General features: G+C 36.2%; 16 protein-coding genes. All 16 read left to right on the top strand.

The window, feature by feature from the left end; translation table 11 throughout:
• Positions 1-20 precede the first annotated feature (20 nt).
• The 16 genes from C5L21_RS04570 to C5L21_RS04650 all read left to right on the top strand — a co-directional run bounded on the left by C5L21_RS04570 (position 21) and on the right by C5L21_RS04650 (position 13,517).
• Positions 21-308: a hypothetical protein gene (locus C5L21_RS04570; protein WP_133286104.1), complete on the top strand. Its 288-nt coding sequence runs from the start codon at positions 21-23 to the stop codon at positions 306-308.
• Positions 305-928 (top strand): ERF family protein, encoded by a 624-nt coding sequence (locus tag C5L21_RS04575; RefSeq protein ID WP_133286105.1) that lies wholly within the window; start codon positions 305-307, stop codon positions 926-928. The genes C5L21_RS04570 and C5L21_RS04575 overlap by 4 nt, the downstream gene beginning before the upstream one ends.
• On the top strand, positions 915-1,364 hold the full coding sequence (gene ssb / locus C5L21_RS04580; protein ID WP_133286106.1) for a single-stranded DNA-binding protein: 450 nt from the start codon (positions 915-917) through the stop codon (positions 1,362-1,364). Before C5L21_RS04575 ends, ssb begins: the two co-directional genes overlap by 14 nt.
• Positions 1,365-1,375: 11 nt before the next feature.
• The gene (locus C5L21_RS04585) at positions 1,376-2,059 is read left to right on the top strand and encodes a putative HNHc nuclease (RefSeq protein ID WP_133286107.1); all 684 of its coding nucleotides are present in this window, start codon (positions 1,376-1,378) and stop codon (positions 2,057-2,059) included.
• Between the two features lie 8 nt (positions 2,060-2,067).
• A complete protein-coding gene (locus C5L21_RS04590; protein WP_133286108.1) occupies positions 2,068-2,472 on the top strand; it encodes a dTDP-glucose pyrophosphorylase in 405 nt (134 codons plus the stop codon).
• A 426-nt stretch (positions 2,473-2,898) separates the two neighbouring features.
• Complete coding sequence (locus C5L21_RS04595; protein WP_133286109.1) at positions 2,899-3,291, top strand: DUF722 domain-containing protein; 393 nt, start codon at positions 2,899-2,901, stop codon at positions 3,289-3,291.
• A gap of 75 nt (positions 3,292-3,366) precedes the next feature.
• Positions 3,367-4,503, top strand: coding sequence for a pectate lyase family protein (locus tag C5L21_RS04600; protein ID WP_133286110.1), 1,137 nt, complete (start codon positions 3,367-3,369; stop codon positions 4,501-4,503).
• A gap of 282 nt (positions 4,504-4,785) precedes the next feature.
• Positions 4,786-5,325, top strand: a complete 540-nt coding sequence (locus tag C5L21_RS04605; protein WP_133286111.1) for a YagU family protein — start codon at positions 4,786-4,788, stop codon at positions 5,323-5,325.
• Positions 5,326-6,004: 679 nt separating this feature from the next.
• Entirely contained in the window at positions 6,005-7,201 is a 1,197-nt protein-coding gene (locus C5L21_RS04615; protein WP_241652872.1) for an AAA family ATPase, read from the top strand.
• Positions 7,191-7,721, top strand: coding sequence for a hypothetical protein (locus C5L21_RS04620; protein WP_133286113.1), 531 nt, complete (start codon positions 7,191-7,193; stop codon positions 7,719-7,721). The genes C5L21_RS04615 and C5L21_RS04620 overlap by 11 nt, the downstream gene beginning before the upstream one ends.
• 143 nt (positions 7,722-7,864) lie before the next feature.
• The gene (locus C5L21_RS04625; RefSeq protein ID WP_133286114.1) at positions 7,865-8,416 is read left to right on the top strand and encodes a hypothetical protein; all 552 of its coding nucleotides are present in this window, start codon (positions 7,865-7,867) and stop codon (positions 8,414-8,416) included.
• Between the two features lie 40 nt (positions 8,417-8,456).
• Positions 8,457-8,729, top strand: coding sequence for a hypothetical protein (locus C5L21_RS04630; protein WP_133286115.1), 273 nt, complete (start codon positions 8,457-8,459; stop codon positions 8,727-8,729).
• Positions 8,730-8,766: 37 nt separating this feature from the next.
• Positions 8,767-9,537 carry a terminase small subunit gene (locus C5L21_RS04635; protein ID WP_133286116.1) on the top strand — a complete coding sequence of 257 codons (771 nt, stop codon included), beginning with the start codon at positions 8,767-8,769 and terminating at the stop codon, positions 9,535-9,537.
• On the top strand, positions 9,512-10,810 hold the full coding sequence (locus C5L21_RS04640) for a PBSX family phage terminase large subunit (protein WP_133286117.1): 1,299 nt from the start codon (positions 9,512-9,514) through the stop codon (positions 10,808-10,810). Before C5L21_RS04635 ends, C5L21_RS04640 begins: the two co-directional genes overlap by 26 nt.
• Positions 10,811-10,869: 59 nt before the next feature.
• Positions 10,870-12,381, top strand: coding sequence for a phage portal protein (locus tag C5L21_RS04645; RefSeq protein ID WP_133286118.1), 1,512 nt, complete (start codon positions 10,870-10,872; stop codon positions 12,379-12,381).
• Entirely contained in the window at positions 12,378-13,517 is a 1,140-nt protein-coding gene (locus tag C5L21_RS04650) for a phage minor capsid protein (RefSeq protein ID WP_133286119.1), read from the top strand. Before C5L21_RS04645 ends, C5L21_RS04650 begins: the two co-directional genes overlap by 4 nt.
• The last annotated feature ends 131 nt before the right edge of the window (positions 13,518-13,648 follow it).

Here is a 13,648-nt window from a genome sequence, read left to right on the forward strand (position 1 = left end):
TTAAGACTCTTGCACAGATTATGGGTGACATTGACGGCGATGTGGAGCGCAAAAGAAAACGGGAAGAAGCTGAAAAAGCGATTGCTGAGATGGAAGCTCGAAAAGAGCAAGAAAAAATTGAGAACGCAAAATCTACAGGTAATAAAAAAGTTGACGAAGAAACAGGTGAGATTATTCAAAATACGCAGCCTGTTCCTGAAAAAACATATAACAGGACACTATACATCATCGAAGCAACGAGTGCGCAACTGAACCAATTAGCAGATTATATGAAATCAAATAATATTGCTTTCAGGGGTGAAAAATGACTGAATTCAAAAATCTTTATGAAGCGTTGGCTGAAACTCAAAATCATATTGAACAGCCGAAAAAAGACGCTAGCAACCCAATGTTTAAGTCGAGTTATGTGACATTAGATGCAGTTATTAATGCAATAGTTAATGCGCGAAAGTCATCGGGGGCAAAATTCTTTTTTACTAATATTGTGCAAGACGGCATTATGATTACTCGTATTATCGGATACGGGGACACATTAGATTTGTCTGGGTCAAAAGTAGCAGACGACCTCGGAAATAGGGGGACGAACTCGGCTCAAGCAGAGGGCTCAGCATTGACGTATGCCAGACGGTATAGCTTATCTATGGCATTTGGTATTGCAAGTGATGTTGATGATGACGGAAATAGTGCAGGCGTATCAAATCGCAAACCATCTCAACCAAAACTGATATCGAAAGAAAAAATTTTACTGCTAGAAAAATTGATTGAAGAAACATCTGAATTGAGTGGCCAAGAAATGATGGCATTTACATTGAAAGCGGCAAACGTCACAGCTTTGGATTTCGTTACAGAAGAGAATTACAAACCATTACTTGCAAAAGTGACGGAATGGCATCAGAAAGCAGAGGAGAAAGCAAATGAACCAAGTTAATTTAATCGGTCGTTTATCAAAGGACATTGAAGTTAGATATACACAATCAGGAAAAGCAGTTGGAAGTGGTTCAATCGCAGTTAATCGCCGTTTTAAAAGCGCTAATGGTGAGCGCCAAGCTGACTTTATCAACTTTGTTATCTGGGACAAGGCGGCTGAAAATCTAGCTAACTTCACACACAAAGGCTCACAGGTTGGTCTAGGTGGCGAATGGCAAACGCGCAACTATGAAAACAACAGTGGCCAAAAAGTCTATGTGAATGAGTTGGTAGTTAGTAACTTTGATTTATTAGAGCCAAAAGCTGCGACACAGACACAAAGAAATTTAGACAACGTGGATCCATTCGCCGGACAGAACACAAAGCAGTCACCTAATCCTTTTGCAGCATCGGGAAAAACAGAAATTGACATTTCAGATGATGACTTGCCATTCTGATTGGTGATGTCATGAAAGAGTTTCAGGCATATCCAACACAAAAAGCTGGTAATGAAATCATATTTAGATTCAGAGACGAAGAATCAGCAAATCAGTTTTTATCCACGTTTCAATTATTTAAACAGACGCTGGTTGAAATCCAAGTAAGAGATGATCGTGAGATAAGTGCGCAACAAAGGAAATTCATATATGCATTATTTAGAGATATTTCTAGCTGGTCTGGTGACTTGCCAGAATATGTGAAGCAACTTTTTAAAATGTGGTTTGAACAGTGGAAAGATTTGGACGAGTTCTCCTTACGAGATGTTGAAAAATCAGTTGCAGCCGGCTTAATTACATTTATGTTGGACTTCGTAGCAGAACATAATGTGCCATTGAGCTTTAAGCCACTAGATGCATTAGAACCAGAAGATGTTGCACATTTCGAATATGCTTGTCTGATGAACAAGTGTTGTGTGATATGCGGTAAAAAGCCAAGTGACCTGCATCATTTAGACACGATTGGTCAAGGTGTAGATAGACGCAAGACGAATCACTTGAAACATAGAGCAGTGCAGTTATGCAGAATACACCATAATGAAGCGCATTCATTGGGCATTGAAACGTTTTTAAGTAAGTACCATATCAAGGGCATAAAGATAGATGAGCGCATTGCTAAGGTTCATAGATTAAATATAAAGGACAGGGAGGTGTGATGGCATAGATGAATAAGGTGATATTAGATCCAAATATACTAAGGCAGTTTACGCTCAATAAATACATTGAAGCTGAACGCAAAAATCGTTTTATCGCTGCGAAACTAAAAAAGACGGCTACTGCCTATGCCAGAAACGTTTTCTTACAAGCGATTACTGATGACGTATCATTCTCGTGGCCAACGAAGTTAAAGTTTGATTGGTATTTACCAGACAGACGGATAGACCCAGATAACTGGACGTTTACACAGAAGTTCATCTTTGATGGTATGCAGAAAGCACAGATTGGCAAGTGCGTGTTCTTGGACAATGACAACGTGAAAAATATAAAAGGGTTCGACCATGACTTCTATGTAGACAAGGTGAACCCTAGGTTAGAAATATATGAAATGGAGGTAGTACATGAAATTTGACATCAGAGTGTCTGGGAAGACGATTAAATCGTTTAGCAATTTAGACGCTGCCAATGTGTGGAGAGATGGGTATCAGAGTATGAATCCAGACAAAACGGTAACTGTAGTTAAGGATTATGGAAAGGTTGGTGAGTGACTAAAAGAAAGCAGAATCACCAAATATAAATAGTTTAAAAATAATTAGCACAAACAATTGTAAAGTTATGCAAAAAGAAGTAGTGATGACTGTGCCCCTGCTTCTTATTCTTATACCTATATATAGAAAGTAAATAAGGACGAGCACAGTCACGATAACTATAGTTGTAAACAAATTAAAAGTGTCGATTATTTGTAGGGGAATCATTAAAAAGTCCTTTTTAAAAAAAATTCGATAAAACTATTGTATCAAATTAAAAGCGTGACACAAAATTACCTATTAGGAGAAAAATGGCAGACAGAATAGATAGTATATTGCGGGACTACTTCTCTGGTCGTCTTGAATTAAAAATTAAGCAACGCGAGTATGAGATAAGAAATGATCGCGGGCCAACTGACGAAAATATTGGTGGCGGCAAGGCGCTTAACAAGCACAATAGACCTGTAGAAGACATGAGAATACGCATTGATGAAGATGGATATTATAAAAAGCTGATGAAGCAAAAGGAAGACATCGAACGTTGGATAGCGACATTTGAGCCTGAAAAGCAGAAAGTGGTTAGGTATTATTATGCAAGCAAGGCGGTAACATGGACTAAGGTAGCGCAGCAGTTTCATATTTCCGAGAGTACAGCCAAATCTTGGCGAGTAGAGATAAAACACATTTTGGCAACAGTATTATAATTTAAAAAAATTTAACTATCTTTTTTTTAATGAGTATAATTAAAAGTACAAAATGAATAATAGGGAGAATAGGTTATGATACGAAATATTCTGAAAATGTTATTTTTGGGAATCGGATTCCTTTTTTTTAGCAATGTAACAGTCTCTGCTGATACTCAAACTGGCGGATTCTCAAACGCAATTGGTTCAAGCCAACAGGCTGTTGTTGTTAGGAACTTAGCTCAGCTACAAAGTGCTTTTAGCAGCAATCAACATCATATTATTGTATCTGGCAGTATATATGGTGGTAACAAGCCAATTACATTTACATTCGCAGATAAAAGATGGGATAATACGACCATCGAAGGACAAAAAGGTACTAATCCTTCTCTAGTTAATATTCAGTTAAAATTTGACGGTGAAATGTTACCCTCAAATCAATCGATAAATAATATTGTCGTAAAAAATATAACGTTTAATGGCATAATATCAGACTTGCAGAAACTTACAGGAAATGACATAAAGCCAGGTGGTTCAGGAGTTAATTATGAAGGAATATCCTTAAGAAGAATTAACAACGCTTGGATTGACCACAATGATTTTCATGATATGAGTGATGATCTATTTTCTATTAGTTTGCAATCTGATAACGTTACCGTATCCAATAATCGTTTTTGGTTTTCGAACCAATGGTTAAATATGAATCCAAATCCTAACTGGAATTGGATTGGAGATTGGCATGATTTAGCGACAGAGCGGTTAACAATGGTTGTTGGTGCTAATGGGGGTGACTCATATATGCAGGGAGGCCATAAGATGCATGTTACAATGCATGATAATTATTTTGGCCCCAATTTAAAAGGTCGACCTTTGCTAAGAGGATATGTACATGTGTATAACAACTATTTTGATAACAATACTCAGCCCAACGGTAATAACAGTGCTGGATTTTCGCAGCAACAGTACAATGCTTTACAAATAGGATCAGGAAGTTATGTTTTGTCAGAAAATAATTCTTTCTATAGAACAAATAATAGTCATTTAATAGGTTTAGATAAAAGTGGTGACGCATACAAATTCTTAGAACGTAATAATGTGTATAACCAAGTAACAGGAACTAATGCCAAAAGTAATGCGAATTCCTCTGAATTTAGTTTCCCTTATCATTACAATACTTTAACGGGTGGAAATATACAGCAACAAGTAACTATCCATTCTGGTCCATTTAAGTAATGCAAATCAAGCATCTTTACTAGGTGCTTTTTATTTTGTTTGAAAAGAGATAGTCGGCTTTTTAATACCTTTTTATGTATAAAAGCAGTGCTAATATTGTAGTATCAAATGATTAGGGATAACCATTCAAACATGTTACGGCATATATTTTGTTTGTGATTTTTTATTTATTATTACTGTAAGTAAAAAAATTTAACATCTAGTTCATTTAGTCACATTGACAAATTAGAGATAAACGTCTATACTTTCCTTTGTAGAAAAATTCACATTAGGGAGATTGCTATGTTTTCTTTAACTAAGCCGCAAGCAGGTGTAAAAGAAATTGTCGTCAAAAGTATTTGGTATGGCTTTATTGCAGGAATGATTTCTGGTATGGTTAAAATTGGTTGGGAGGGTATTTTTCCACCACGTACTATTGCTCGTAATTTGATCAATCCACCACAACATATGGCAATGCAACTGGGAATACCAAAAAAGCTTGTTGAATCATATGTTTACTATTCACAAGATCAGAAGGTATTTTGGTTCACGTTGATTTTGCATTTTTCATTCGCTATCGCATTTTCAATTTTATATGTGTTTGTATCACAATACTGGTCTAATATTGGTTTGTGGCAAGGCGCTGCTTATGGTATCGTGTTGTGGATTGTTTGGCATGTTATTCTAATGCCAGCTTTTGGCACAGTGCCAGCACCATGGAATCAGCCGTTTGCAGAACACTTCTCAGAGTTTTGGGGACACATTGTTTGGGCTTGGGCAATCGCAGCGACAGTATATTACTTGATTGCGAAAGATAAAAAGGGTCATTTAGTAAATATTTAACTTCAAAAACACCTTAATTGGTTTTTTTTTATTGGCATACGAGCATTGCGGAAACGCAAACACAACTTAATGAGTGACATTTGACTGTTGCTCGTACATAATAATAAATATGTGCATTGTTATATAATATTTGTTATGATGGAAAGCGTGATATTTTTAAAAATAAACTCTCTCATTTTTAAACCATATTCTTTGAAACAGAATTATCACTACAAAACCACTATAGGTTAATTCCTAGAGTGGTTTTTATTATCGTTTGAATTAAATATGAATTCTGGGTATAATTGCTGAATGGTAACCCAACCCTAGACTGTTATAATTTTGCTGCTTTCAAGTAATTTTTTGCATATCGGGTTACCGTACATAATAAATAGTAGTCCGACTTACATTGTAGGTTGGGCTTTTTTGATGGAGTAAATTATGGACGAACAAACAAAACAGCGACTGAGATATATCAGAGACGCTACAGAAGTGAATAAAAGACATGCAGATATGTTGAGAACACAAAGCGAATCTCGTCATGAGCGAGCGCGTGTGCAGATTAAAAGCGAAGTGATGGAGAATAGGAATATTAACTATCGCGGGTGTATGAGGTGGATTTTTGAATAATAACATCTTGTTAAATAGCGTTTGAAACAGATTAGGCGTTTGAAATTGAATTTTGTGTTATAATAAAATCATGGAAAAAAATATGAATAATAAAAAAATAGTATTTTTAAAAATGGTTGTTAAAAACCATCCGTTACTAAAAGAAAATTTAGAATTTTCTTTAGTTGCTGATCAAAGAGTCATGACAGAGGATGCAGATGATTTAACAAACCTATATGGACGTGTATGGATTAACAATATAACGACAATTGTAGGCAGAAACGCAACTGGTAAAACAACAACCATGCAATTGCTGCTAGGAATATTAGAACTTTTGTTACAAAACAAATCTATTAATCAAACCAGACTAGGTCGGGTTTTATATGGTGATGAACCAATTACAGTAGATACGTATTTTTACGGATCTAATAACGCTCTTTTCTTGGATGAAGTTATATTTGAAAAAAGAGAAGATAATTGGTTAATTGGTCAAGAAACCATTTATACCAAAAAGGCTCTTACAAGCACTGCAAAAAAAGAAATATTTAATTTCGATGGTGCACATGTTTGGGAAGATAGAGAACAATTAGATGATAAATTGAAGTCTGTATTAGCACCTGATGATTCAATCTTTCGTATGTTGCTTGCTAGAGAGAAATATCAAGCCCAAGGTATTTTTGACACATTATTATTTACAAACGTAAACGCCCTAATTTATAATGGGGCGCATGTTCCTCAAGAAATACTTGCATTTCTAGACCCATCTGTAGAGTATTTGGAAATTGGTCAATCAGATTCTGGTCAATCGTTTTATAGACTAAAGTTCAAAAACAATTCAAAAGAAATTACCGATTCCAATTTTGCCACTATAGAATACTACTTATCTTCAGGTACTGCCAAAGCAATAACTATGTATCAACAAGTTTTGAGAGCTCTGCAAACTGGTGGAATTGTATTTATTGATGAGCTAGAAAATCATTTTAATCAAGCGATTGTCAGAAGCTTTATCCAATATTTCACAGACCCAACAATCAATAAAAAACGCGCCATTCTAATTTTTAGCACACACTATTCAATGCTTTTAGATGACTTAAATAGAGGAGATCAGATTTATGTTGCAAGAAGAAATGGCAATATTGATTTGACAAGATATTCTGATTTTGATGTGAGACAAGATATACAAAAATCAGAAGTCTTTGATGCCGATATATTAAAAGGCACATCTCCTGATTACAAAGCATTTATGGCTCTTATTAAGGCAACTAAAGAGGTGATAAATGGCGAATGATTTAGTTGCATTAATAGCGGAAGGATCTGCAGAACAAGCAATATTGGATGTTTTACTGGATAATAACTTATTAATTTTTGCAAGAGAAGAGTTGTTACAAGAGAAAGTCTTACGGACCAGAAAGGCTGCTGCTTTTGAAAAACAGTATATGGGTATGTCATTTGATCAAAAAGTAGTAATTTATAGAGTGCTTGATTCTAAGAATGAATCGTTCAAATTATCGAAGGCAAATAAAACACGTATTTCGGCTGTCCGTAATATATACACACGTCCTGAGATTGAAATGTTATATATTGTTTACTATGGTAAGTATGATGAATATTCAAATAAACATAAATCAAAAGAAAAACCAAGCGAATTTGTTAAGACTGAACTTGATTTATCTAATGTGAAAAGCTATCAAACTGTGTATGATTTTTGGTTATCTAAACCAGAGGCTTTAGTTACAACCATTCGCACATATGCAAGTTTGTCTAGTATAGATATTGAAAATACCCTTATAGCATTACTAAAAAGCTAATACATCTCAAACCTAAGCGCTATAAGCGCTTTTTATTTTGCATTAAATTAAGGAGAATAGTATTGAAAACACAAGGTAACGTTATTTTTTAATCCAAATCCCTTTCTTCTAGTAGTATAATTACGCTATTGGAGGTTGGAGATATGCATTTTTTAGGGTTAGATGTTGGCAATTGGGCGGAATTGCTTGGTGCTATTGGTACATGTGGGGCTGTAATTTTTGCAGTCAATAATAGGACAGACAAACCAAAGATAGTGTTTTCGGCGTATTATTTAGATGTGTATCAATGGGGACACGATATTGTTGGGTCGATCCAGGGAACATATGGAAATGAAGAATATGAGTACTCTGAAAAAACCAACGGCGATTTGCAATTTGCTAAGCGTGAATTGAGAGTTTATTTTTCAAATACTCGACAATCAAGTGCGTTAATTACCGACTGGGGTATCTGTTCACCATCTGGGGGAAAAGTTGAGCTTTCCAATGAACCGATTGTAGTAAGGGGATTTAGCGTTGAATCTGTAATCAATTCAGTGGAGTTTGGACCTGATGATAATGGAAATTATGTATTAAGCCAAATTGAAGAAAATATTGATGATAACGGTAAATTTAGACTTTACTTAAAAGATAGCAATAGAAAAACGCAATATGTTGATGTTAAAAGAAAAACAATTGACAATAAAAATGAAGATTAAGCGCATAGGCGCTTTTTATTTTGCAGTGAAAGGAGATACTATGCAACAAGGACACCCAAGACATAAACAGCTGAGCAAGGCTAATCACGAGATGATAAAGCATAATGGTTATATGTTTGTCAAAAAAATATTAGATGGTATGGTCAAGGGTATTGTAGCGGTTGGAGAAGCATATGGTCGCGCGATACGCAATTTGCTCAACACATCGGACATGAAACCACTCAAGGACAAAACCAAAATTAAGGATAGTTATATTGAAATGCATAACCCTAAAGGATTAATACAGGTAGCTACACCTAATTTTAGTCAGTAATTTAGTAAACAACATTGAAAGGAGGTGCCGAGATGACATGAAAAAGTATGAAGAAGCCGAGCAAGATTATAAAGATGGATTTAGTTTGGCTGATATTGCACAAAAATATGATGTTTCTGTTGGTACAGTTCGCTCGTGGAAATCTCGACATTGGACTACCAATGTTGCAACAAAAACGCAACGCGTTGCAAAAAACGTTGCAGTGACAAAACCAACTGAAAAAGCCATTGATGAACTAAGCGACAGTGAATTGACAGACAAGCAGAAAGCCTTTGTACTGGAGTATCTTCGTATTTCTAATGCCACACAATCCTACATAAATGTTTATGATGTACCATATAGCACTGCACGTGTAAGTGGTTCTCGTATGTTGACAAATGATAACATTCAAAATGAAATAAAGCGTCTTCGCAAAGCTAAACTACAAGAACTAGGCGTGGACGCTTTTGATTTGATGGAAGATATGGTTATCGAGGCACGAGCAGATATTGGTGATTACATAGACTTTGGTAAGTACGATATGCTGAACGTTGATTTTGATGGCGATATAAAACTAGACACAGAAGACAACCCAGAAGTGTTTCATAAGTCATGGTTGCAGTTTAAAGATAAAGACAAACTCGATACCAAACCTATTAAGGCTATGCGAATTGGCAAAGATGGACCCGTTGTTGAATTGCATGATCGCAATAAAGCGCGTCAAGCACTACTTGAGTATCTGAATAAAAATATAGGTGATGGTGACGATGTGCAAATCATAGGTTTTGACAGGAGAAAAGCAAATGCTGAACGTAGCGAAACTAGTTAATCCAGCTTTCGACCACTTATGGGAAACCAATGCAACTAATATCATTGAATCTGGTGGACGTGCAAGTACAAAATCAAGTGCGATTAGTATGTATCTAGCGATGGGTATGATGGCTGATGAAAACGCCAATGTGGTTTGTTATCGTAAGGTAGCAGGAAACTTAAAACGTAGTGTCTATGAGCAAATTAAATGGGCTTTAGATGAATTACATGTGTCATGGTTTTTCCGCTTTAAAACGTCTCCTATGGAGATTATAGACAGGCGTAATGGCAGTGGGTTTTATTTTTCTGGTGTTGATGATCCTAGTAAGCAAAAGTCATTTAAGATTGCTAAAGGTTACGTTCGTTGGTTGTGGTTTGAAGAAGCAACAGAGTTCAGCAACTTCACTGAGATACATACAGTGCAGTTATCATATACACGTCAAAAGTTGCCTAAAGGCATGCAAGTTGTCACGATATTCTCGTATAACCCGCCACGCAATCCTTACGACTGGATTAATGAGTGGGTCGAGAGTGTTAAAGATGACGTTGACTTCTTAATCGTTCATACAACTTATCTAGATGACGTATTGCACTTTTTATCTGACCAATACTTGCATGATATTGAGAAGTACAAGGTCAATGATTATGATTATTACAGATGGCAATTCTTAGGTGAGCCTGTTGGTCTTGGTACAAACGTTTATAAGATAGACTTGTTTCAACAACTAGAACATTTAGAAGAGCTAGATGATGCTGTTGTTGACTTATACTTCTCTGCCGATGTTGGGCATTCTGTGTCTGCTACTGCTGTTGGTTGTTATGGTGTGACGTATCATCGTAAGGTTGTTTTATTAGACACTTGGTATTACAGTCCAGAAGGTAAAGTTGATAAAATGGCTACCGATGACTTATCTAAGAACGTTCATGAGTTTATAGAGCGTATGTATGCTAAGTACGGCAAGCCTATCAGCAACATGACAATGGATAGTGCTGAAGCAGCCTTAAGAAACCAATATCACAAAGACTTTGGTATTGATTGGCACCCGATAGCAAAACTAAAGAAACCAGACATGATTGATCGTGTGCAAAATTTACTTGCACAGGATCGTTTTTATTATCTGCCAACTGAAAACAACCTTAACTACTTTATTGAAGAGCACAAGCGCTACCAGTGGGACGAAAAGACATTACATGCTGAAAAACCAGAAGTAATCAAGATAGCAGACCACACATGTGACAGCTTTCAGTATTTTGTTTTAGATAACGAAGACGTTCTAGACCTTGCATGGTAGGAGTAACTATGACAATCAGAGATAAACTACACAACTTTTTTACGAAAGGAAAAATAAGCATGGGTTTTGGAAAATCACTTGCAAACATTACTGATGACCCACGTGTCAATTTGCCTGCTAGCGAAATTTTACGCATTCGAGAAGACTTAGATTACTATGCTGATGTATTTGATAACATCAAGTTCTTTAACACACTAAATCAACAGCAATCACGTAAGCCGTCAACATTATCTATCACTCATCAAGCAGCACGTAAGTTAGCCTCAGTGATATTTAATGAGCAAGTTACTGTGTCTGTGGCAGATGAAAAGATTGATGACTTTGTTAATCAAGTATTTACGGATAATTTGTTCAACTTGAAGTATGAAGAGTATTTAGAAACTGCCATTGCTACTGGTGGATTTGCAATTAGACCATATGTTGACAATAGTAAAATTAAGTTAGCTTGGGTACGAGCAGATCAATTTGTACCGCTCCAGTCTAATACCAATGATATTCAGTCAGCAGTCATTGTTAATCGTACAACACGGTCAGAAAATAACATGATGATTTGGTATTCGCTATTAGAATTCCATGAATTTGACGGTGTCAGTAATGAGACAATTACCAATGAATTGTATCGTTCTAGTGATAGTCATGAAATAGGTCAACAGGTTAATTTAAGCGCTATTGATGCCTTTGCTAATTTGCCAGAACAAGTTGTTATTAGTGATATTGTGAGACCGACATTCGCCTACTTTAAAACACCTGGTAAGAATAATAAGTCAATTGAAAGTCCATTAGGTATCGGTATTGTTGAGAATAACAAGAATGTTATCAATGCAATAAACATAGCTCAAGACCAATTTTATCGTGAAGTTAAGTTAGGCAAAAGGCGGATTGCGATTGATGGTTCTTTGATGAAGCCTAGTGCAGCACACTCGAATGATGACACGAATCAAGGTTACCCAGTATTTGATACTGATGACGATGTGTTCATGCAAGTTGGTAAAACAAAAGACGGTAAGCCTATTATTGAAGACCTGACAAACGATATTCGTGTTAACCAATACAGTGATGCCATACAGTTATTCATACGTGAGTTTGAAAACAATATAGGGTTATCGCAAGGAACGCTGTCAACGGACGCCACGAAGAGCACTAAAACTGCAACGGAAGTTGTTTCAGATAATAGCGACACTTATCGCACGCGTTCAAGTTACATTACTCAGGTTGAGAAGCAGATTAAAGAACTGATCATATCTATTGTGCAATTAGCTACCAAATCAGAGCTATTTGATAACGGTGAAGCACCGTTATCAGTAGATTTAGTCAATAATCCATTAGAAATTAACCTACATTTCGATGACGGTGTGTTTGTTGATAAAGATAAGCAACTTGAAGAAGATTTAAAGGTTGCAATGGCTCAAATCATGCCAAAGAAACGCTTTTTGATGCGTAATTACGGCTTGAGTGAAGATGATGCTGATAAGTGGCTTACTGAACTACAAAGTGAGGCACCTGAAACTGACAATATTCCTAATGAACAAGCTAGTATGTTAGGTGGCAATGATGGGAGCGATGATGAATGATTACGCCAAACTCAATGCAACAGCAAGCCGATAAAATCAGTGATATTTACGCCAAATTGGAACAAGACATTTTTAAATTGCTTATAAGTGCAGTAAAAGGTAGTGATTGGGACAAAATAAACGCTGATAATGCGCTGATGTGGCAGGTTGAACAGCTCAGTAAGATGAATTCGCTGACCAAAGACGTCATTAAAATTGTGGCCAAAGCTAATAAGGTTTCAGAACCAGAATTAACTCTCTTGATTCAGCGTAATGGTTTACAAATTGTCAATGAAATTGATAGTCAGTTACAAAAGACGATGAATAAGAATGTTGCAGTTGGTGCTGATACAGCTGATATGTTGGACTCAATTATGCGCCAAACGTTTCTTGATATTAACAACAACGTTAATCAAACATTATTGACTACCAATTACGACAATAACTCAGCTATGAAGACATTTCAAAGCATAGTTAAGCAATCAACACTAGAAGTCACAAGTGGTCTTAAAACGCCTGAAAAAGCTGTCAAAGATAACATCTATAAGTGGGTTGAAAAGGGTATTCAGACTACACTGGTTGACAAAGGTAATCATGGTTGGTCATTAGAAAGTTACTCAAGGTTAGTAGTTAATGCCACAGCACACAGGACATTTAATGACTTGCGATTAAAACGTATGCGTGATTATGGCATGGGACAAGCGATTATGAGTTCTCACATTGCAGCAAGACGTGCCTGTGCTTTTATACAGGGTAAAGTTGTCAATGTCGTGACAAGCGACAATGAGGCCTACAATCAAAAATATGACAGCATATATAATCATGGCTATGGCAAGCCACAGGGCACACAAGGTATTAATTGTAGTCACACCTTGACACCGTTTGATCCAGATGTGAACACTGATGTTACTGAAAAACAGTATGATCCAGACGACGCTATGAAGCGTGGCGATGAACAACAAAAGCAACGTAACATGGAACGTGCTATTCGTAATAGCAAGAAGAAATTAGCAGCTGCTGAACAACTGAATGATACAGAAATGATTTCAAAAATGAAGTCACAAATATCTAATCAGCAAAGTAATTTACGTGATTTTATTAGTGATAAAGACTACTTAGGTCGTGATTATTCGCGAGAGCAAGTTTATAGCAAATAGGAGAAAACATGCATCACTATATTACGAAATACGAAGAAGATGGCGTTAGATATGCAGAAAGCTGGTTTCAAATCAATTTATTTAATTGGTGCTTTTGCCTTTTAAAACGAAAAATAACCATCTAATTTCGC

It is taken from the genome of Leuconostoc citreum (assembly GCF_004354555.1).
Classification (GTDB): domain Bacteria; phylum Bacillota; class Bacilli; order Lactobacillales; family Lactobacillaceae; genus Leuconostoc; species Leuconostoc citreum.